19 protein-coding genes and 1 pseudogene are annotated in these 20047 nt (G+C 68.1%); 5 read left to right on the top strand and 15 right to left on the bottom strand.

The genetic code is table 11. The annotated features are described in order from the left end of the window. Both NA10_RS32335 and NA10_RS32330 read right to left on the bottom strand, forming a co-directional pair. A partial coding sequence (locus NA10_RS32335) for a TerD family protein (RefSeq protein WP_169812686.1) occupies positions 1-575 on the bottom strand: 575 nt, incomplete at its 3' end. Between the two features lie 96 nt (positions 576-671). Beyond that, positions 672-1370: an NAD(P)-dependent oxidoreductase gene (locus NA10_RS32330; protein WP_067574505.1), complete on the bottom strand. Its 699-nt coding sequence runs from the start codon at positions 1368-1370 to the stop codon at positions 672-674. A gap of 102 nt (positions 1371-1472) precedes the next feature. Here NA10_RS32330 and NA10_RS32325 point away from each other — a divergent pair, with 102 nt between their 5' ends. After that, positions 1473-2186: a TetR/AcrR family transcriptional regulator gene (locus NA10_RS32325; RefSeq protein ID WP_067574504.1), complete on the top strand. Its 714-nt coding sequence runs from the start codon at positions 1473-1475 to the stop codon at positions 2184-2186. Positions 2187-2194: 8 nt separating this feature from the next. Here the strand turns inward: NA10_RS32325 and NA10_RS32320 are convergent, their stop codons facing one another. The 4 genes from NA10_RS32320 to NA10_RS32305 form a co-directional block, all read right to left on the bottom strand. Beyond that, the gene (locus NA10_RS32320) at positions 2195-3559 is read right to left on the bottom strand and encodes a M16 family metallopeptidase (RefSeq protein ID WP_084515610.1); all 1365 of its coding nucleotides are present in this window, start codon (positions 3557-3559) and stop codon (positions 2195-2197) included. A 102-nt stretch (positions 3560-3661) separates the two neighbouring features. Beyond that, entirely contained in the window at positions 3662-5923 is a 2262-nt protein-coding gene (locus NA10_RS32315) for a polyribonucleotide nucleotidyltransferase (protein WP_067574503.1), read from the bottom strand. Between the two features lie 402 nt (positions 5924-6325). Then, on the bottom strand, positions 6326-6595 hold the full coding sequence (rpsO, locus tag NA10_RS32310; RefSeq protein WP_067574502.1) for a 30S ribosomal protein S15: 270 nt from the start codon (positions 6593-6595) through the stop codon (positions 6326-6328). Positions 6596-6724: 129 nt separating this feature from the next. Continuing rightward, positions 6725-7678, bottom strand: coding sequence for a bifunctional riboflavin kinase/FAD synthetase (locus NA10_RS32305; protein ID WP_067574501.1), 954 nt, complete (start codon positions 7676-7678; stop codon positions 6725-6727). A gap of 167 nt (positions 7679-7845) precedes the next feature. Here NA10_RS32305 and NA10_RS32300 point away from each other — a divergent pair, with 167 nt between their 5' ends. Continuing rightward, complete coding sequence (locus tag NA10_RS32300; RefSeq protein WP_373862468.1) at positions 7846-8619, top strand: metal-dependent transcriptional regulator; 774 nt, start codon at positions 7846-7848, stop codon at positions 8617-8619. Between the two features lie 30 nt (positions 8620-8649). Here the strand turns inward: NA10_RS32300 and NA10_RS32295 are convergent, their stop codons facing one another. Beyond that, the gene (locus NA10_RS32295) at positions 8650-9384 is read right to left on the bottom strand and encodes an SDR family oxidoreductase (protein WP_067574500.1); all 735 of its coding nucleotides are present in this window, start codon (positions 9382-9384) and stop codon (positions 8650-8652) included. Positions 9385-9465: 81 nt separating this feature from the next. Beyond that, positions 9466-10359 carry a LysR family transcriptional regulator gene (locus NA10_RS32290; RefSeq protein WP_067574499.1) on the bottom strand — a complete coding sequence of 298 codons (894 nt, stop codon included), beginning with the start codon at positions 10357-10359 and terminating at the stop codon, positions 9466-9468. Positions 10360-10452: 93 nt separating this feature from the next. On the opposite strand from NA10_RS32290, the gene NA10_RS37290 reads away from it, so the two are divergent. Next, positions 10453-10593 carry a hypothetical protein gene (locus NA10_RS37290; RefSeq protein WP_157556894.1) on the top strand — a complete coding sequence of 47 codons (141 nt, stop codon included), beginning with the start codon at positions 10453-10455 and terminating at the stop codon, positions 10591-10593. Here NA10_RS37290 and truB read toward each other — a convergent pair. From truB to NA10_RS32275, 3 genes are all read right to left on the bottom strand, one after another. Continuing rightward, a complete protein-coding gene (gene truB, locus NA10_RS32285; protein ID WP_067574498.1) occupies positions 10590-11525 on the bottom strand; it encodes a tRNA pseudouridine(55) synthase TruB in 936 nt (311 codons plus the stop codon). The two genes, NA10_RS37290 and truB, sit on opposite strands and share 4 nt — an antisense overlap. Beyond that, positions 11525-12199: a 4'-phosphopantetheinyl transferase Npt gene (gene npt, locus NA10_RS32280; protein ID WP_067574497.1), complete on the bottom strand. Its 675-nt coding sequence runs from the start codon at positions 12197-12199 to the stop codon at positions 11525-11527. Before npt ends, truB begins: the two co-directional genes overlap by 1 nt. A gap of 172 nt (positions 12200-12371) precedes the next feature. After that, a complete protein-coding gene (locus NA10_RS32275) occupies positions 12372-12941 on the bottom strand; it encodes a TetR/AcrR family transcriptional regulator (RefSeq protein WP_067574496.1) in 570 nt (189 codons plus the stop codon). Between the two features lie 94 nt (positions 12942-13035). On the opposite strand from NA10_RS32275, the gene NA10_RS32270 reads away from it, so the two are divergent. After that, positions 13036-13473: a DoxX family protein gene (locus tag NA10_RS32270; protein ID WP_067574495.1), complete on the top strand. Its 438-nt coding sequence runs from the start codon at positions 13036-13038 to the stop codon at positions 13471-13473. Positions 13474-13518: 45 nt separating this feature from the next. Here the strand turns inward: NA10_RS32270 and NA10_RS32265 are convergent. From NA10_RS32265 to NA10_RS32250, 4 genes and pseudogenes are all read right to left on the bottom strand, one after another. Beyond that, positions 13519-14064: pseudogene (locus NA10_RS32265) on the bottom strand (XdhC family protein); the annotation flags it as partial. Positions 14065-14183: 119 nt separating this feature from the next. Further along, a complete protein-coding gene (locus tag NA10_RS32260; RefSeq protein WP_067574510.1) occupies positions 14184-15161 on the bottom strand; it encodes a metallophosphoesterase family protein in 978 nt (325 codons plus the stop codon). Between the two features lie 289 nt (positions 15162-15450). After that, entirely contained in the window at positions 15451-17736 is a 2286-nt protein-coding gene (locus NA10_RS32255; protein ID WP_067574494.1) for a hypothetical protein, read from the bottom strand. 10 nt (positions 17737-17746) lie between these two features. Then, entirely contained in the window at positions 17747-19429 is a 1683-nt protein-coding gene (locus tag NA10_RS32250; protein WP_067574493.1) for an Hsp70 family protein, read from the bottom strand. 49 nt (positions 19430-19478) lie between these two features. On the opposite strand from NA10_RS32250, the gene grpE reads away from it, so the two are divergent. Then, positions 19479-19997: a nucleotide exchange factor GrpE gene (gene grpE / locus NA10_RS32245; protein ID WP_084515607.1), complete on the top strand. Its 519-nt coding sequence runs from the start codon at positions 19479-19481 to the stop codon at positions 19995-19997. The last annotated feature ends 50 nt before the right edge of the window (positions 19998-20047 follow it).

The raw sequence follows: 20047 nt of genomic DNA, 5'->3' as shown, positions 1-20047 counted from the left end.
GCGAACGCGGGAGCGGCAGGCGCGGGCGGCGGCGCATACGGGGCGGCCTGCGCCGTCGGGGCGTCATCCACGGTGATGCCGAAATCGGTTGCCAATCCGGCCAATCCGCTGGACCAGCCCTGCCCCACCGCCCGGAACTTCCAGGCCCCGGCCCGCCGATACAGCTCACCGCACAGCATGGCCGTCTCCGGCCCGGCGGCGATATCGAACCGCACGATCTCGCTATCGGTCGCCGCGTCGATCACCCGCAGATGCAATCCCGCCACCTGCCCGAACGTCCCGCCGTCGGCGGAGGCGCAGATCGCGATCCGCTCGATATCGGGTTGCACCCCGGCCAGATTCACCTCGACCGCATCGAAATCCCCGCGCTTGCCGAGATGGCGCACCGCCCCACTCGGATGCTCCCCCTGGTTGTAGAAGACGAAATCCATATCCGACCGCACCCGCCCCGCCGCGGTCAGCAGCAGCGCGGAGGCGTCGACGGCGGGCACGCCCGGCCCGCCGGTCCACGCGAGCACGGCACGAACGGCATTGGCGGCCACGGGCACATTGGCCCCTTTGCTGAGATTCGTCACCCGAGCCAGTGTGCCGCAGATCCGTGACCGCCACACCACGTCGCCGGGATGGCGTGCACCGACAATCCGATGGTCACGCCACCACCGCGAATCGGCTCAGTATCCAATGGTGAAGCGACGCTGAATGAATCGCGGAGATTCGATCTCATCGACGAGCGCTACCGCTGCATCGGCGAAAGAAACCCGGCTGACGCCCGACTCGTCGACCACCACCTGATCGCCCCCGACGCGATAGCGACCGGTGCGCGGCCCGGGTCCGATCTGCTCGGCGGGGCTCAAGTACGTCCAGAGTCGATTCGAGGTGCGCAGCACATTGAGACCGTCCCGTGCACCGCGCACGGCGGCACTGTATTCCCATGGCAGCCCGATGCTTTCGAGGGTGGCGGCCAATCGCTGATCGTCGTCGGCGAGAGTGCGGCCCGGCGCGAATTCCAGACTGCCCGCACCACCGACCACCACCAGCCGGGTCCGCGGCCGGGTGTGCAGCGCGGTCAACAGCGAATTGGCGGCCTTGACGTGTGTGGTCGGATCGACGACCGCCTGGCGCACGGTGGCGTCGAAATCCTTTGCGGCATTACCCGGTTGATAGAGGCTGACCAGGACATCCAGCCCCGGCAGGGCAGCGGTGACGGCCGCGGTGTCGAAGAGGTCCAGGCTCGCCCAACTGACATTCGGACCGTCGACAGTCCCCGCGGCATCGCGGGTGAACGCCCGCACCCGATGGCCGCGACCTACCGCTTCCTCGACCAGGTGCTGCCCGATATTGCCTGTCGCCCCGATGATTCCGATGAACATGATGCTCCCACTTCTCCGCGAACTAGCCTGGCGTGAGAAAACTATACGGTGTGAAATTTTTACGCAACGTCCAGTCATCACACGGCGTTGTAGACTCACATCGTGAATACGGCAGCGCCGACGCGGCGTGAAAAGCGGCGCGTGGAGACCACCGCGGAAATCAAGGAGGTGGCCCTGCGGCTCATGGCCGAGGGTGGCCCGGGCGCGATCGCCCTGCGCTCCATCGCCCGCGAGATGGGTATGACCGCGAACGCCGTCTACAGCTACTTCCCCACCCGCGACGATCTGGTCACCGCCCTCATCCAGGACGTCTCCACCGAACTGGCGGATGTGCTGGAGCAGGCCCGCGAGGCGCACCCCGAGACGGCGGCGTCCGCTCGAATCTCGGCGTGGGCGTACGCATTCCGCGACTGGGCGCTGACCAACCCGCAGGGCTTCCGGCTCATCTACGGCGATCCGGTGCCCGGCTACCAACCTCCCGACGGCGGACCCGCCCCGGAAGCGGTGCGGCGCATGTGCGTCGGACTGATCGGCCTGGCCGCCAGTGCCTGGCCCCAGACCCGGAAGGCCCAGGGCGACAGCGAATTCGACTGGCCCGACTTCGACCCCCACCTGATCCGGGTGGTCGACGAGCAATTCCCGGATCTACCCCCGGCCGCCGTAGCCATCGCCCTGCGCATCTGGGGCCACCTGCACGGCCTGGTCTCCCTGGAGATCCTGGGCATCCTGCGCACCCAGACCACGAACCCGGACAAGCTCTACCGCAACGAAACAGCCCACCTGATCCGCTCGCTGGGCCTGACTCCCCCGCCGTAGTCCGACTATCAGTCGACCAGGCGGCGGACCACGGCGGGGAGGTCGCGGGTGCGGCGATAGGGGCCCGCCACCGAGACGGCGGTGGGGCGGGACAGCAGTTGGGTGGCTATGCGGGAGACCTCGTCGGTGGTGACTTCATCTATGCGGGCGAGAGTTTCGGAGACGCTGCGGTGGTTGCCGTAGCTGAGTTCGCTGCGGCCGATGCGGTTCATCCGGGAGCCGGAGTCCTCCAGGCCCAGGACCAGGCCACCGCGCAGCGAACCCTTGGCACGGGCGCATTCGGCATCGGTGATGCCGTCCGCGGCGACCTCTTCCAGTACCCCGCGCGCCAGACTCGCGACCTTGCCGAGGTTTTCGGGCTGACAGCCGATATAGACCGAGAAGGCTCCGGTATCGGCGAAGGTGTCGACGCTGGAGTAGACCGAGTAGGCCAGACCGCGCTCTTCCCGAATGCGTTGGAACAGACGCGAACTCAGGCCGCCGCCCAGGACGGTGTTCAGGACCGAGAGCGGCCAGCGCTTCTCACCCTCGTGCCGGCCGAAGGCACGGGTGCCGAAGACCAGATGCGCCTGCTCGCTCTCGCGATACATGCGGATCAGTTCGGGTTCGCTGCGCGGGCGGAATTTGCCCTCGCGGCGGGGAGCGGGTTCGCGAATGGGATCGAGGCGATTGGCGAAGGCGCGATGCACCAGTTCGACGGTGTGCTCATGCTCGATATTGCCCGCGACGGCCACGACCATCCGGTCCGGGCGATACCGGCGCTGATGGAAGGACCGCAGTTTCGACGCGGCCATGGTCTCGATGCTCTCGACGCTGCCGATCACCGGACGGCCGATCGGATGATCGCCGAACAGCGCGGTCAGGAAGGCGTCGCCGACCATATCCTCGGGATCGTCATCGCGCATGCAGATCTCTTCGAGCACGACCTGGCGTTCGACGTCGACATCCTCGGCCCGGCACAGACCGTTGAGCACCACATCGGTGACCAGGTCCACCGCCATGGGCAGATCCTCGTCCAGTACATGGGCGTAGTAGCAGGTCTGTTCCTTGGCGGTGAAGGCGTTCAGTTCACCGCCGACCGCGTCCATGGCCTGTGCGATATCCAGGGCCGAGCGCGTGGGCGTGGCCTTGAAGAGCAGATGCTCGAGGAAGTGCGCGGCCCCGGCGACCGAGGCGCCCTCATCGCGGGAGCCGACCCCGACCCAGACGCCGATGGAGGCCGAGCGCACCCCCGGCACATGTTCGGTGACCACGCGTAGGCCGCCGGGCAGCACGGTCTTGCGCACGCCGGTATCGGCATATGGCGCTTCGGATGTGGAGAGAACCAGTGCAGAACTCTTAGCCGACAGTGGAGTGTCCTTCTTCCGACCCATGCTTCCCAACCCGCAGCGCGATAAAACAGGAAAAACCGATGGCCCCCCGCTCCATTATCCGGAGCAAGGGGGCCACCGCACTTTACGTCAGACGTACGACAATCACTCGGCCGCGACGGTCTCGGCGACCGCTGCGTCCGCGTTGTCCGAATCTTCCTCGACGGGCACGAGCGAGATCTTGCCGCGGTTGTCGATATCGGCGATCTCGACGCGGATCTTGTCGCCGACGTTCACCACGTCCTCGACCTTCGCCACGCGCTTGCCATTGCCCAGCTTGGAGATGTGCACCAGGCCGTCACGACCCGGCAGCAGCGAGACGAACGCGCCGAAGGCGGTGGTCTTGACGACCGTGCCCAGGAAGCGCTCGCCGACCTTGGGCAGCTGCGGGTTCGCGATGGCGTTGATCTGATCGATCGCCGCCTGCGCCGCGGGGCCGTTGGTCGCACCGACGTAGACGGTGCCGTCATCCTCGATCGAGATGTTGGCGCCGGTTTCCTCGGTGATCTGGTTGATGACCTTGCCCTTGGGCCCGATGACCTCGCCGATCTTGTCGACCGGGATCTTGATGGCCGTCACGCGCGGGGCGTAGGGGCTCATCTCGTCCGGGATGTTGATGGCCTCGGCCATGACATCCAGGATGGTCATACGGGCATCGCGCGCCTGGTTCAGCGCACCGGCCAGCACCTGCGACGGAATGCCGTCGAGCTTGGTGTCCAGCTGCAGCGCCGTCACGAACTCGGGGGTACCGGCGACCTTGAAGTCCATATCGCCGAAGGCGTCTTCCGCGCCCAGGATGTCGGTCAGCGCGACGTAGCGGACCTCGTCCTCACCCTTGTCGTTCTTGATGGTGTCGGACACCAGGCCCATGGCGATACCGGCGACGGGGGCCTTGAGCGGCACACCGGCGTTCAGCAGCGACAGGGTCGAGGCGCAGACCGAGCCCATCGAGGTGGAACCGTTGGAGGACAACGCTTCCGACACCTGACGGATGGCGTACGGGAACTCCTCCTGCGACGGCAGCACCGGCATCAGGGCGCGCTCGGCGAGAGCGCCGTGGCCGATCTCGCGACGCTTGGGCGAGCCCACGCGACCGGTCTCACCGGTGGAGTACGGCGGGAAGTTGTAGTGGTGCATGTAGCGCTTGGAGGTCTCCGGGCCGAGCGAGTCGACCTGCTGCGCCATCTTCACCATATCGAGGGTGGTGACACCCATGATCTGGGTCTCGCCGCGCTCGAACAGCGCCGAACCGTGGGCGCGCGGGACGACCGCGACCTCGGCCGAGAGGGCACGGATATCGGCCAGACCGCGACCGTCGATGCGGAAGCCGTCGGACAGGATGCGCTGGCGCACAAGCTTCTTGGTGACCGAGCGGAAGGCCGCGCCGATCTCCTTCTCGCGACCCTCGAAGGTCTCGGCCAGGCTGGAGAGCACGGCGAGCTTGATCTCGTCGGTGCGCTCCTCGCGCTCCTGCTTGCCCGCGATGGCGAGCGCCTCGTTCAGCTCCTCCTTGGCGGTGCCGAGTACGGCCTCGTAGACATCGGCCTGGTACGGCAGGAAGACCGGGAACTCCGCAGTCTCCTTGGCGGCCAGCGCGGCCAGATCGGCCTGCGCCTTGCAGAGCCGGGCGATGAACGGCTTGGCGGCCTCGAGGCCCTGTGCCACAACGGTTTCGGTCGGCGCGGTGCCGCCGTCCGCGATGAGGGCGAGCACATTGTCGGTGGCCTCGGCCTCGACCATCATGATCGCCACGTCACCCTCGACGACACGACCGGCGACGACCATGTCGAACACCGCGCCCTCGAGCTGCTCGACGGTCGGGAACGCGACCCACTGGTCACCGATCAGGGCGACGCGCACGCCGCCGACCGGACCCGAGAAGGGCAGTCCCGCAAGCTGAGTGGAGGCGGACGCCGCGTTGATGGCGACCACGTCGTACAGATCCTGGGGATCGAGCGACATGACGGTCACGACGACCTGGATCTCATTGCGCAGACCGTCGACGAAGGACGGGCGCAGCGGCCGGTCGATCAGGCGGCAGGTCAGGATCGCGTCGGTGGAGGGGCGGCCCTCGCGACGGAAGAACGAGCCGGGGATGCGGCCCGCGGCGTACATGCGCTCTTCGACATCGACCGTCAGCGGGAAGAAGTCGAATTGGTCCTTGGGGTGCTTACCGGCGGTGGTCGCCGACAGCAGCATGGTCTCGTCGTCCAGGTAGGCGACGACCGACCCGGCGGCCTGCTTGGCCAGACGCCCGGTCTCGAAACGGATGGTGCGGGTGCCGTAGGCGCCGTTGTCGATCAGCGCGACGGACTCGAATACGCCGGGCTCGACCTCGGCGGCGGAACTGGTCACAGTTTCGGTCATTCTCTTCTCTCAACCTCTCGTCTTCGCCGGATACCAGCGCCGCGGATGGGCACCGCTACGCGATCCGGCTGTTTTGTCCCCTTGGCAGGGGTGAGCCGTACCCGGCACGGGCGCTCGCGGACCCTCCTGGCCCGCACGCGCACACCCGGCCCTCTCCCCTTGGAGGCGGCGACGCGGAGGCGGTCATCGATCGAAGCCCTCCGGCAGCGCGAAAACTTCTCCTCTTGCTGCGCCCCGAAAAGCCACTACCGAAGACCGACGCCACGCGACGGATGCATACGGCTCATGTTGGCGTGCGTACGGCAGCGTTCACCGGATGCACGAAAGGCCAACGAGGAGATTCTATGCCTCCCCGCTGGCCGGTTCGTCAACTACCTGGGCAGCTGTGTTGTGTCGCGTCGATCAGCGACGCAGGCCGAGCCGCTCGATCAGCGAACGGTAACGCTCGATGTCGTTGGCCTGCAGGTACTTCGACAGGCGACGACGGCGACCGATCAGCGCAAGCAGACCGTGGCGCGTGTGGTGGTCGTGCTTGTGCACCTTGAGGTGCTCGGTCAGATCGGAAATGCGCTTGGACAGCATCGCGATCTGAGCCTCCGGAGAACCGGTGTCAGTCGGGTGCAGGCCGTACTCGGCCAGAATGGCCTTCTTCTGCTCAGTGGTCAGCGCCACAGAATCACTCCTGATTTTTCAGTCCGCGCTCGGATACCGGTGTATGAACCCCGGGCGGGTGCCGCCGCGAACCACAGCAAACCCGACAGACGAGGTTACCGGACCGCTGACCTGGACTGTTAATCGGGGCTAATCGACGGTCTGGGCGGTGAGCACCTTGCGGGCCTGTTCCACATCGCGGCCGATGGCCTCGACCAGTTCCTCGATCGACTCGAATTTGCGCATACCGCGCAGCTGGTCGACGAAGTCCACGGCCACATGCTTGTCGTAGAGATCGCCGTCGAAATCGAGGATATGCGGCTCGACCGTGCGGGAGCGGCCGTCCTCGAAGGTCGGGTTGGTGCCGACCGAGATGGCAGCCATGCGCCGGGTCCGGGCCGGATCGTCCAGCACGGTGAACCAGCCCGCGTACACCCCGTCGGCCGGAATCGCACCGCGCGGCACCGGGGCCACATTCGCGGTCGGGAAGCCGAGCCCGCGACCGCGCCCGTCACCGTGCACCACCACGCCCTCGACCCGATGCGGGCGGCCCAGCGCCTCGGCTGCCGCGGCCACATCACCCGAAGCCAGGCAGGCGCGCACGAAGGTGGACGAGAAGGTCACCGCGTGCTCGCCGAGCAGTTGGACGCCGTCGACGTCGAAGCCGAAGCGCAAGCCCAGTTCACGCATGGTGTCCACGGTGCCCGCGGCCTGTTTGCCGAAGGTGAAGTTGTCGCCGACGACCACTTCGGAGACGTGCAGCTTGTTCACGAGCAGCTCTTCGACGTACTGCTCGGGTGTCAACTTCATGAAATCCTTGGTGAACGGCATGACCAGGAAGACATCGATACCGAGTTCCTCGGCCAGCTCGGCCCGGCGGTGCAGGGTGGACAGCTGCGCGGGATGCGAACCGGGGCGCACCACCTCGAGCGGGTGCGGGTCGAAGGTCATGAGCACCGACGGAACACCCCGCACCGCAGCGGATTTCACCGCACGGCTGATGAGCTGGGCGTGACCACGGTGCACGCCGTCGAACACCCCGATCGTGAGCACACACCGGCCCCACTCTGCGGGCATCTCATCGAGACTTCGCCATCTCTGCACACCGGAAGCCTACGCAAAGCGCGTCACAGACAATATTCGGCTGTCCGGATCTCGCACGGACGAAGCATGCTCGTCATCGCCCGTTCACCGGTTCGGCACCGCCCTCGACCACGCCTGTTCGCCGCGATCCACCGGCAGGCGCGCCGATGTGTGAAACCGCTGCGGCTGTGCCTAAGCTCGGTGACGTGCCCGGAAAACGAGACATCGCCACGCGCCGCGAGCTGGCCGATCCGTCCGAACCCACCGGTACCTCCACCGCCGTCGCGACCAGTGTCGCGCCGGTGCTGTCCTCGGTCGCGCAGGACTATCTGAAGGTGATCTGGACCGCGCAGGAATGGTCGCCGGAGAAAGTGTCGACCAAACTGCTCGCCGAGCGAATCGGGGTGTCCGCCTCGACGGTCTCCGAAGCGGTTCGCAAACTCGCCGATCAGGGTTTGGTGCAGCATGCCCGGTACGGGGCCATCACGCTCACCGAGGACGGCCGCCGCGCCGCGATCGCCATGGTGCGACGGCATCGACTCATCGAGACCTTCCTCGTCAATGAACTCGGCTACGGCTGGGACGAGGTGCACGATGAGGCCGAGGTGCTCGAGCACGCGGTCTCCGAGACCCTGATGGCACGCATCGACGCCAAACTCGGCTATCCGGACCGGGATCCGCACGGCGATCCGATTCCGTCGGTGGACGGTGCGGTGCCCACTCCCCCGGCCCGGCAGCTGAGCAATTTCGGCGACGGTGAGTTCGGGCGCGTCGCGCGCATCTCGGATTCCGATCCGGCGATGCTGCGCTACTTCGATTCCCTCGGCATCGCCCTCGATACGCCGATCGCTGTGGTGGAGCGGCGGGATTTCGCCGGGACAATCGCGGTGCGCGTGGACGAGCGCACCATCGACCTCGGCAGCATCGCCGCCGAGGCCATTTGGCTCACGCACGAGAACTAGCCTGTCGCCCAACAGGATTCCCGCGGGGCGTCATACCAGGCGGTGACCGCCGTCGACGTGCAGGACGGTGCCGGTGACGAACCGATTGCGCAGCAGCGAAAGCACCGCCCGCGCAATGTCATCCGGTCGGCCCAGGCGACCGGCGGGGAGTCGTTCGGCCATGGCCCGCAGGCGCTCGTCCTTGTCGTCCCAGGTCATTCGATCCCAGATGCCGGTGCGCACCCAGCCGGGTGAGACCACATTGACCCGGGTGGGTCCGAGCTCCACCGCGAGGGCGCGGGCCAACCCCTCCAGGGCGGCGTTCACCGCGGCCACCATGGCCCCGCCGACCGCGGGGCGATAGGCGGCGATTCCCGAGGTGAAGGTGAGCGAACCGCCCGGGGTGATCCGCGCGTGCTTGGCCAGCAGCATGGACCCGATGACCTTGGTCTCGATGAAGCCGCGGCCGTTGGGGAAGTCGAAATCCTTGATGGGGCCGTAGGTTCCGGTGGTGTCGCCGGCGGTGGTCACCACGTGGTCGATCGTGCCGACGGTGTCGAAGACCCGGCGGACCTGTTCCTCGTCACCGATATCGGCGGCGATCGCGGTGAGTTTGCCGTCGCCGAGTTCGCGTACCGCGTCCGCGAGTCGCTCGGGTGAGCGGCCCACGATGGTCACCTCGGCTCCGGCCGCGAGCAGTTCGTCCGCGATGGCCAGACCCATTCCGGAGCCGCCGCCCACGACGACCACCCGGCCGAACTCGTCATCAATTCCCTTGTGCGTCATGCCTTTCAGCAAACCGGCGGCGGCGGTGCGCGTCCATGTCGCAGTGCTGAATCCGGCTTAGCGGCGGGCTAACACGGCCGATCACGGTGCGAATCTGACGCCGCCGGAGAGCGCCTCGGCGACGGTGTGCAGGGCCGTATTCCGGGCGGCCGGACGCCAGGCGGCCACATAGGTGACCACCACCGGGCGCGGTTGTAAAGGCCGCCACACCAATCCGGGGGCCGACGCGGTGCGGGAGGAGCCCAGGCCGATGGCGGCGGGGCGCATCGGGAGCAGTGAGAGCATCTGCGCGTGACTCATGGCGCTGTCGCTGAGGGCGACCGCCGCACCGCGCTCGCGCAATTGGGCCAGCATCGAATCGTGCAGTTCGGGGGCGGCATCGCGAGCGAACATGATCAATTCCTGATCGCGCAGCTGCGCCGGCTCGATGGTGTCGCGGGTGGCCAGGGGGTGTTCGCGGGACATCACAATGCCCAATTCCTCCTGGGCGATGGCGGCGCTGGTGAGGTGGTCGGGCAGGCGAATCGGCATGCGCAGCACCGCGAGATCGACATCCTCGCGATCGAGCAGCCGGACCTGATCGGCGCTGGGGCCACCGGTCAGCACCACGCGCGCGCCTGGTTGCCGCGCCTTGAGCAGGGCCTCGATGCGCGCCGGTAACCAGGTCGGCGCACCGTTCACCACGCCGAGCCGGAAGACCGAGCGTTCGGGATTGGCGACCATGCGGGTCTCGCGCAGCGCGTTCTCCGCGGCCTCCAGCACCCCGCGCGCGGTTTCGAGCAAAACCTCACCGGCAGCGGTCAATCCGACGCCCTGCGAGCCCCGGATCAGCAGCGGACCGCCGACCTCGCGCTCGATGGCGCGGATCTGCTGGCTCAGGGTCGGGGTGGAGATGAACAGGCGTTCCGCCGCCCGCCGGAAGTGCAATTCTTCCGCTACCGCCACGAAGTACCGCAACTGCCGCAATTCCACCACCAGTGCACTGTAGGCCGCTCAGGTGTCGGCCAGGGTGGCACCGGATTTCCCGTACAGTTCGCCCGAAGCCAGTTCGCGCTCAGCGGCGTGCTGATGAGCCGGCTCACCTTCGTGCGGGTCCTGATCGTCGACTGGCTGGAGAAACCCGCCTGTCCGCGACCGGTGCTGCGGGAAGTATGCGTGGGAGCGCTGCTGGGCGCGCTCGCCCCGCTGCGATCCCCCATGGCCGGTTAGAGATTCGCGGGACGGACCACCAGCACCGAGGAGGCCCGCTTACCGCTCTCCTTCAGCAGGGCGATGGCCTGGCCGGTGGAATCGATCGCGGCGTAGACGCCGTGGATTCCGGCGGGCTCCAGCCAGCGGCCGTTGCGCAGGTCGTCGGCTTCCTTATCGCTGATATCGCGCAGGGTGAAGGCGGTGCGGACGGCCTCGTCGATATCCAGGCTCAGCAGCGGATCACCGGCCGCCGCCGAGGCGGCGAGGGCTTCCAGCGTGCGGGCGTGTTCGAGGGTGAAGGGGCCTACCCGGGTGCGGCGCAGGGCGGTGAGATGACCTCCCACCCCGAGCTTTTCGCCGAGGTCGCGGGCCAGGGCGCGAATGTAGGTGCCGGACGAGCATTCGACCTCGACGTCCAGGTCCACGAATTGCCCTGCGCCGGTGTCGATATCGCGGCGGGCCAGGATATCGAAGCGGCTGACGGTGACGGGCCGGGCGGCCAGTTGGACGTCCTCACCCGCGCGGGCGCGGGCGTAGGCGCGCTCACCATTGATCTTGATGGCGCTGACGGTCGCCGGGACCTGCTGGATATCGCCGGTCAATTCCGCTATGCCGGAGGCGATTTCGGCATCGGTGACGTGCGCGGCGGTGGTGGTGGCGGTGACCTCACCCTCGGCATCGTCGGTAATGGTGGACTGCCCGAGGCGAATGGTGGCGGTGTACGCCTTGGTGGTCAGAATCAATTGGCCGAGCAGTTTGGTGGCCCGCTCGACACCCAGTACGAGCACGCCGGTCGCCATCGGGTCCAGGGTGCCCGCGTGCCCGACCTTCTTGGTACGCAACAGACCTCGGCTCTTGGCCACCACGTCGTGACTGGTCCAGCCCTGGTCCTTGTCGACGATCAGCAGCCCGCCGAGGGCGTCGACCACGGGTGTGCGCTTCTCGCCCATCAGCCCTCCACGATCGCGGTCAGAATGAGTCCGTCGGAGATCAGCCAGCGGCCGTCGAAGCTCTTCAGCGCGGCGCCGCCGTCGGTGGTGTGGCCCGGAATCAGCAGTTCGGTGTGGAAGGTGCCCGCACCGGTGCCGGCCGACTCCTCGTCGACGGTGAAGGTGATGTGCGCGTCCTCGAAGCCCAGCCAGCGGCCGGTGAGCGGCCGCCACGTCTTGTAGGTGGCCTCCTTGGCGCAGAACAGCAGGCGATCCAGGTGCAGTGCGGTGCCCGGCAGAACCGTTGCCAGCCACTGCCTTTCGGGTGCGAGGCTGACCGAATCGAGCACGCCGTCGGGGAGCGAGGCATGCGGTTCGGCATCGATGCCGATGGATCGGAAGCGCAGCTTGTGCCCGAGGACGGCGGCCTTGTAGCCGTCGCAGTGGGTGAGGCTGCCGACAATCCCGCGCGGCCAGACCGGGCCGCCGTCCTCGGCCTTGCCGATCGCGACGGCGGGTTCGCCGAGCTGCTCCAGCGCCTGACGGGCGCAGTAGCGCGCGCCGATGAAATCGCGGCGGCGCTTCTCCACCGCGCGGGTGATCAGGTGCTCCTCACCGGGGTGCGGTTTCAGGCCCTCCGGATACGCCACCATTTCGGCGGCGGCGACGCCCGGGGGAAGGATTCTGCCCAGAATGCGCGCCGACTCCGTCGCCGCGACTGCCCGCTCTTCGATGACCGCCTCCTGATCGCACCACCACTTGCAGTGATCGAGCCTACCGGCCGAGCCGAATGCCTCGTGCCCGCGGCGGGTGGATCCCGGCCACGAACACGCCGGGATGACGAGGGTCGCCGCGAGCCCCGGGGGTTCAGTCGAATCGGACGGTGGCGATCATGGCGCGGGCCAGGGTTTCGGGATCGGACTCGGAGTTCAGGGGTGACTGCTCCAGTGCGCCCTCGCGCCAGAGCACCGCGAAGCCGTGCACCAGGGACCAGGCGGCGAGTTGGGTTGCGAGCTGGCCCTTTTCACTCGGATCGGGTTGGTTCGCGGCGGCACCCGAGCGCAGGGCCGCGCCGGATCGACTGCGCGCCTGGACAAGTCGCGGATCGTCGGCATTGATCAGGTCGCGGCGGTACATCACGTCGAAATGGCCCGGATGATGCAGGGCGAACCGGATGTAAGCGATCGCGGCGGCGTGGAAGTCGTCCGCGGCGGCATTCATCTCCTCGGCCAGCAGGTCGAAACCCTCGATCGCGAGGGCGGTGAGCAGCCCGGCGCGATCTCCGAAGTGGTGGGCGGGTGCCGCGTGTGAGACCTCGGCGCGGCGGGCCAGGCCGCGCAGGGAGATCGCGTCGACGCCGTCGGCGGCGATCTGTTCGGCCGCCGCGGCCAGGATGGTGGCCCGCAGATCGCCGTGGTGGTAGCTGCTCTTCGCCATGGATCAATCATGGCCCGCAATCTAGGCATTGACAAGTTTCCCGGTCAGCCCTAATCTTTCCACTGTCAAGATTAAACGAACGCAGGAGAACCCCATGGCCCCGCTGATCGCCCTCGCCGTTGTCACCGGACTCACCCGCCTCATCGGCCGGCTCGTCGGTCCGGACTGGCTCGACTCCTGGCCGCACACCACGGCCCTCGGATTGGCCGTCATGTTCGCCCTCACCGCCGGGGCGCATTTCGTTCAGCCCAAGCGCGGCGAGCTCATCGCCATGGTGCCGCCCGCCTTCCCCAATGCGGCGGCCATGGTGACGCTTACCGGCGTACTGGAGGCAGCCGGCGCACTGGGGCTGCTGATCCCGCCGTTCCCCCGAATCGCGGCGATCTGCCTGTTCCTGCTGCTGCTCATCATGTTTCCGGCGAATGTGCGCGCCGCCAAGCAGGACATCGGCGTGAAGACCATGCCGCTGCCGCTGCGCACGGTCGTGCAGGTGATCTTCCTCGGCGCCTGCGCCGTGGTCGCCCTCGGCTGAATCAAGCTGCGGCAGTGAGGATCCGGGCCAGAGGTAGCTCCGATGTCAGTGGTGAATCGGGCCGTCCGTCTCATCGAGCGGACGGCCCGAACCGCGTCCGGCCGCGGCGATCACCTGCGCGGCAATGGAAACCGCGGTCTCGTCCGGGGTGGCGGCGTTCAGATCCAAGCCGAGCGGACTGCGCAGTCGCCGCAGCTGTTCCGGGCCGACACCGGCGGCGACGAGGCGCTCCAGGCGCTCCGCGTGCGTGCGGCGCGAACCCATCGCTCCGACGAAACCGATCTCCTCGATACGCAACGCCTCGGCGAGCATGGGCACATCGAATTTGCTGTCGTGGGTGAGTACGCACACCACCGTGCGATTGTCGATCCGTCCGCCCGCGTGCTGCGCACGCAGATAGCGATGCGGCCAATCCACCACCACCTCGTGCGCGGCGGGGAATCGCAGTGCGGTGGCGAAGGTTTCGCGCGCGTCGACCACGGTGACGCGATAGCCGAGCTGTGCGCCGAGTCGACTCAGCGCACGCACGAAATCATTGGCTCCGGCGAGGATCATGCGTGCGGGCGGGCCGAAACTCTGGACGAGGCCCCGTATCCGGCCACGGCGCGCATAGGTGCGTACCCCACGGCAACATCAGCGCAACACGCGCACCGCGGGACGAACCCGGCCGCCGCCGGACACCGTCGGCAACGAGACGGCGGTTCGGCGGGCTAGGCCAATCCGCGGCGGCGCTGGGCTTCCTCGCGCATCTTCAGCGCGGCCGCCTGCATCTCCGGAGTGATCTTGAAGTGACCGCCCCACTCATTGAGCGTGTCGCCGTAATCCGGCGTCGGCAGGATCTGGCGCAGCAACTGCTCGGGCAGGCCGCGGCGCTGCCACTCCCTCGGATAGCCGAGTGAAACCTCTTCGAAGCGGACACCGTCGTGATAGGTGGTGCGCGGGATGTGCAGGTGTCCGTAGACCGAGCAGACCACGTTGTAGGTGGTGTGCCAGTCGGCGGTGAGATCGGTGCCGCACCACAGCGCGAACTCCGGGTACCAGAGCATATCGGTGATCTCGCGCAGCAGCGGGAAGTGATTGATCAGCACCAACGGGGTGTCCGCGGGCAGTGCGTCCAGCCGCCGCCGGGTGTACTGCACACGAGCGTGACACCAGGCATCCCGGGTCACGTACGGCTCGCAGGAGAGCAGGAACTCGTCGGTGGCGACCACATTGCGCTCACGCGCCAGCGCCAGTCCGGCCGCTTTGGTGGTGGTCCCAGCGGGCAGCCAGGAGTAGTCGTAGAGCAGGAACATCGGCACCAGCGTGACCGCGCCGCCGTACTCTTCCGAGCCCGCACCGGTCCACACCGGGAACGGATCCTCCGGGGTCAGCACATCCAGATCCCGGCAGATGGACACCAGGTAGTCGTACCGCCCCGCACCGTGCATCTGCACGGGATCCTTTGCGGTGGTCCATAGTTCGTGATTCCCGGGCACCCAGATCACCTTGGCGAACTGCTTCTTCAGCGTCTCCAGGGCCCACCGGAAGTCATCGGTCTTCTCCCCCACATCCCCGGCGAGAATCAGCCAATCCTCCGGCGAATCCGCCCGGATAGCCTCCACCACGGGCTTATTGCCCTGATGACCGACGTGAATGTCGCTCACCGCCACAAGTTTCGGAATCACCCAGCTCCGCCTTCCAGTCATGACCAGCCTTCGCAGCAACGGCGGCGGCCCCCACCAGATTCCCACGGCGGTCACCGGCCACCGGCAGGCCCCTCCCCAATCACACCGCCAGCCCTCCCGCGCGGGGATCGGACCAGCCCGGAGTCCCCCGAGCCCGACCGGAGAGCCCCGGCGCGACCCACCCCCGTCGTCCCGGCGCGCTTTTGGCCGGGATCCATCGCAACCTGTTGCAGCACAGCCAGTGTGCATCCCGGCCAAAAGTATCCCGGGATGACGAGGCGCAACAAGTGCCGGGATGACGAGGGCGCAGTCAGCGATCGAGGTGGATGCGCGCCGCTGCGGCGAAACCGGCTGCGACCGTGAGGGTTCCGGAGGGTTCACGACGGCAGGAGGCTACGGCGAGGTGGCAGGGGCGGGGCAGATCGACGGGGAGTTTCGCGCCGCCGTCGATCTGGTAGCGGGTATTGGTGACCTTCCATTTGCGGGCCGCCCGCGGATCGTCCGGCGTGGTGGGCGGGGCGTCGGGGCGGGCGACCACCATGACCTCGGTGATGCCTACCGGCCAGGTGAAGGCGAGCAGGCCCGCGCGTTCGGCCAGCGCCGTCACGGTGGGCATACCGGACGGGGTGGGGTCTTCGGCCGGGGTATCGGCGGTGGTGCTCGCGGGGACCTGGCCGTCGGAGCGGGTCACCTCGGAGGCTCGCCCGGAGACCGAGGCCACGACGCCGTAGACCGGGACCGAGCCGGTTCCGGCCGCGCCGTCTTCGAGGGCGGTGCCCCGGGTACGGCCGACCACCCGCCACGAGCCGTCGGGTTGTAAACGGGTGACGCGGTATTCGACCTGCTCGGTCGGGGACGGGGACCAGGCGATGACCACGGTGCCGTCCGGTTTGCGGGTGGCGGTGACCTGGCCCGGGGCCTCCACGGGGAGCTCGCCGAGCGCGGCGACGGTTCCGGCGTGATCGGCGCAGACCTCGAAAACCGCTCGCAGCGCGCGCATTCGAGCCGCGGCGGGAGCGGGCGGGGCGGCGGCGAACATGCGGTCGGCCTCGGCGAGGGCCGAACGGGCCTGGATCAGCAGCTGTTCCAGGGTGAGGCCGCGGCCGTCCGGATTCGGCACATCGGCGGCGGAGCGCTCCAGGTATTCGAGGTGCTCGAGGGCTTCCATATACCGCCGACCCGCACATCCGGCCGCGGCGGCACGCCAATGGACCGACGCCTCGGCCAGTACCCGCTCCACCAGTTCGGCGATCGGGCGCACCGAAGTCGTCCCGGCACTGTCGCCGCCGGCAATCCGTTCCGCCGCGGCGACATGTTCCTTCGCCGCGCAGGGGTGTCCGGCCCGGAGTGCCGCCCGCGCCGCCTTCAGGGGCTCCTCCCAGGCCCGCACCGGCGGTGGGGGCGGCAGCGGCGGCACGCGCCGATACTCCGAACCCGAGCCGCCGCCGGACGCGGAAGAGCCTGCGCCGGAATATGTTCCACCGTCCCGGGAGCTCGAATGCCCGGTGGCGGTGTCCGCGCGGCCGCTGTCGCGGCCGGACGATGCCCGGTCCGGACGGGCGAACGAGATCGGCGGGATGGCGGAACCCGGTGGGGCGGTAGTGGAATTCGACGGCCGGTCCTTGCCTTCGACGGTGGTGCCGAGTTCGGCCGCCAGGGCGAGGATCACCTTTTCGGCGGCGGCGCGATCCAGGCCCGCGGCGATGGCCTCACCCACCAGAAATTCGTAATCGCCTGCGACCAGGCTGTCTTCGACCAGGACCGCGGCACGAACCTGCGGGCGCAGCAGTTCGGTGGCGTCCTCGATGATCGCCGCGAGATAGTCACCGACCGCACCGGTTTCGAGCAGGTCGCTGACGTGCACCAGCAGCTCGTCCAGAACCACGCGCACGCGGCCCGGCGGCAGCTCCCGGGTGCGGGCGCGCAAAGCCTCCGCGCGCAAACGAATCTCGCCGGTCTGGTGAGCTTTGGTGAAGTCCAGGCCGAGCAGTGCCAGCAGGGTGGGGACCGGATCCCCGGGGAGCAGGCGGTCGTATTCGGCGAGCAGCTTGCGAATCTGTTGCCGCCGTTGCGCACTCACCCCGGCGGGCGGCGGGGTCGCGGGGGCGGCCGTCTCCTCGAGTACGAGGTGCCGCCGCAGCCGCGCCCGCACCTCGGCGGCGTCCAGGCCGCTCATCTTGCCGATGTCTTCCAGCCCGGCCACCTTGCCCGCCGGAATTCCGCCGTGCCGCTGCACAAGTCGCTCGATGGCGGTGTCGATCATCTCGAAGCGCTCGGAGTCGCGCCGCTCGCGCAGCTGCGTCACCCGCTCGGCCTCCACCCGTCGCGAGGAGGCGTGCAGCAGCGGCGCGGAGAGTCGCTCGTGCGCGTCCACCAGCAGTCCGGCCAGCACCCGATACTTCGGATGATCGCGCTGTTTCTGCCAGAATCCCCACACCTCGGCCACCCGCGATCGGACCTGCGCATCGCCCAGCGTGCCCGCCTCGTCGAGCGGAATGTCGTACAGCTCGAACGCATCCGACGCCTCGATGCCGCCGCGGCGTTCCACGGCGGCGAGCACTCGCTTGCGATAGTCGTTCGGGTCGAAGGCGTGCATGGCTCTGGTTCTAGACGGCGCGGCGGCGGGTGCGCTGCAGCTGATCCAACTCGCGCGCCACATCAGCCTGCGAGAGCGTGGCCCCGGTCTGCACCGAAAGGGCAAGGGGCATACGCGCATCCACGTGGTACGCGGTCACGTGCAGCACCCCGTCGAAACCCATCTCGAAGGTGACCTGGACTTCACTGCCCGCCGGATAGCCGGGCGGAATATCCTTGATTCGCCCCTCCACCAGGACTTTCGAATCCTCCGGCCGGGTCGAGGCGGCCTGCCCCTGCTGCTCCACGATGGTCAGCTCGATCTGATCCTGATCGGCGCGCACGGTGCCGTAGGAGCGCCGCACCCGAATGGGCAGTGTCTGATTGCGATGTACCAGCCAACTCGCCGCCAGCCCGTTGTAACTGTCCAGCGCGAGTACGCCGAAGCCACGCGAGACCACGGTGTCGACCTGGATTTCCAGCATGCGGCGCACCAGCCCCACCGGCTGTCCGAAGGACGCGGCGACCCGGCTCAGCGACTGCTCCAGTTCGCGCGGATCGGCCTCGTGCAGATCGGAGCCGTCGCGCAGGCGGCCCCGAGTCACCAGATCGGCGACCACGAGCCGTTCCATCTCCAACTTCTCGCCGTACAGCGCCGCGCCGCGCGCGACCGACAGATCCGGATCGCGCAGTTCGCCGACCAGACCCAGCTCCCGCTGCAATTCCCGCGCCACCATCGGCATTCGGGAGGAGCCGCCGACCAGCAGGACCCGATCCACCTGATGCACCCCGCGCTGTCCGGCTGCGGCCAGGCACGCTTTGGTGAGGTCGAGGGTGCGGCGCATGAGCGAGGCCGTCATGGCCTCCATCTCGGCGCGAGTCAGCGTGATGACCGCGCGGACACCGTCGTGTGCGACCAGGACCTCGGTCTGCTCGGACTCGCTGAGTTCGCATTTGGCGCGCTCGGCCGCGAGCACCAGCATCTGCGAGCCGGCCGAATCATCGAGCGGGTCTTCGGCCTCCGGATTCGCGGCGCAGAACTGCTGGGACAGGTGCAGGGCTATGCGCTCGTCCCAGTCGGCCCCGCCGAGCTGATGATCGCCTTCGACCGCGAGCACCGAGATGCGCCGATCGGACAATTCGATGACGGTGGCGTCGAAGGTGCCGCCGCCGAGGTCGTAGACCAGCACGGTCTCGCGGCCGCCGCTCTTGCCGATATCGACACTGCCGTCCAGGCGGCCGAACCCGTAGGACAGCGCCGCGGCAATGGGTTCGGAGAGCACACCGGCGACATCGAATCCGGCATAGGTTCCGGCCTGAATGGTGGCCCGGCGCTCCTCGTCACCGAAGTACGCGGGCACGGTGATGACCACACGCTGCACGGTGCCGCCGCCCCCGAATTCGGCATCGGCGGCCAGGCTCTTGAGGATGAGCGAGGAAACCGCGGGCGCGGACCAGCTCTGCCCGTGCGCCATGAAGCGCCAATCCGCATCGCCCATGCGCCGTTTCACCAGGGCGCACACGTGCTCGGGATCGAGCCGCGCCTGACGCCGCGCACCCTCGCCCACCACATGATCATCGGCCGAGGCGAACAGCACCACCGACGGCACCGTCGGCTCCCCATTCATACCGATCAAGATTTCCGGGCGACCGTCCGCGTCGATACGCGCAATCGCGGAATTCGTTGTGCCCAGGTCGATGCCGAAGACCCCCATGGCGGCGATCGTAGCAGCCATGACCGACCATCGGGATTAAGGTTCGGGCATGACCGAACCCGCCGCGGCGACCGGGAACCCCGACAGCGCAACCGAATCCGATACCGGTGTGGGCACCGCGCAGCTGAGCGAACGCATCGATGATCTGACCCGGGTGATCGCCCGCCAGGCGGCCACCCTGGAGCGCCTGGCCGACGACGCCAGGGCGCGGGCGCAGCGCGAGCGCGCGGGCGCGGATGCGCCGCTGGTCGTGGAACTCTTCGCGGTCTTCGGCGATGCGCTGTCGCTGGCCGCCACCGCCGGTTCCGAGACCGAGCGGACGGCATTCGAAACCTTCGCGAATCGGGTGGAGCGGCTGCTGGTCGGACGCGGCGGCCAGATCGTGCGCCCGGCCACGGACGCCGCGTTCGACGCCCTCACCATGGAGGCCGCCGACACCCGCGCCACCACCGATCCGGCCGCGGATCGCACCGTCGAGGCGGTGTTGCGGCCCGGCCTCACCATTGCCGATCGGTCGGTACGACCCGCGAAGGTGGTCGTCCGCCGGTATCGCGATCCGGAGAGCTGATCCCGGCTCTTTCTCCAAAAGCCCCCTGCGATTAAGCACATATGCTTAAT

The sequence above is a fragment of the Nocardia acidivorans NBRC 108247 genome (genome assembly GCF_001625085.1).
Classification (GTDB): domain Bacteria; phylum Actinomycetota; class Actinomycetes; order Mycobacteriales; family Mycobacteriaceae; genus Nocardia; species Nocardia acidivorans.
Note: the sequence above shows the minus strand (reverse complement) of the source record. Positions and strands in the feature narration are given on the sequence as shown.

Coding starts and splice junctions, on each gene's coding strand:
- NA10_RS32330 (WP_067574505.1), bottom strand. CDS start 1,370: ATGTTCATCGGAATCATCGGGGCGACAGGCAATATCGGGCAGCACCTG.
- NA10_RS32320 (WP_084515610.1), bottom strand. CDS start 3,559: ATGGGTCGGAAGAAGGACACTCCACTGTCGGCTAAGAGTTCTGCACTG.
- NA10_RS32315 (WP_067574503.1), bottom strand. CDS start 5,923: ATGACCGAAACTGTGACCAGTTCCGCCGCCGAGGTCGAGCCCGGCGTA.
- NA10_RS32295 (WP_067574500.1), bottom strand. CDS start 9,384: ATGACGCACAAGGGAATTGATGACGAGTTCGGCCGGGTGGTCGTCGTG.
- NA10_RS37290 (WP_157556894.1), top strand. CDS start 10,453: ATGAGCCGGCTCACCTTCGTGCGGGTCCTGATCGTCGACTGGCTGGAG.
- truB (WP_067574498.1), bottom strand. CDS start 11,525: ATGGGCGAGAAGCGCACACCCGTGGTCGACGCCCTCGGCGGGCTGCTG.
- NA10_RS32275 (WP_067574496.1), bottom strand. CDS start 12,941: ATGGCGAAGAGCAGCTACCACCACGGCGATCTGCGGGCCACCATCCTG.
- NA10_RS32270 (WP_067574495.1), top strand. CDS start 13,036: ATGGCCCCGCTGATCGCCCTCGCCGTTGTCACCGGACTCACCCGCCTC.
- NA10_RS32260 (WP_067574510.1), bottom strand. CDS start 15,161: ATGACTGGAAGGCGGAGCTGGGTGATTCCGAAACTTGTGGCGGTGAGC.
- NA10_RS32255 (WP_067574494.1), bottom strand. CDS start 17,736: ATGCACGCCTTCGACCCGAACGACTATCGCAAGCGAGTGCTCGCCGCC.
- NA10_RS32250 (WP_067574493.1), bottom strand. CDS start 19,429: ATGGGGGTCTTCGGCATCGACCTGGGCACAACGAATTCCGCGATTGCG.
- grpE (WP_084515607.1), top strand. CDS start 19,479: ATGACCGAACCCGCCGCGGCGACCGGGAACCCCGACAGCGCAACCGAA.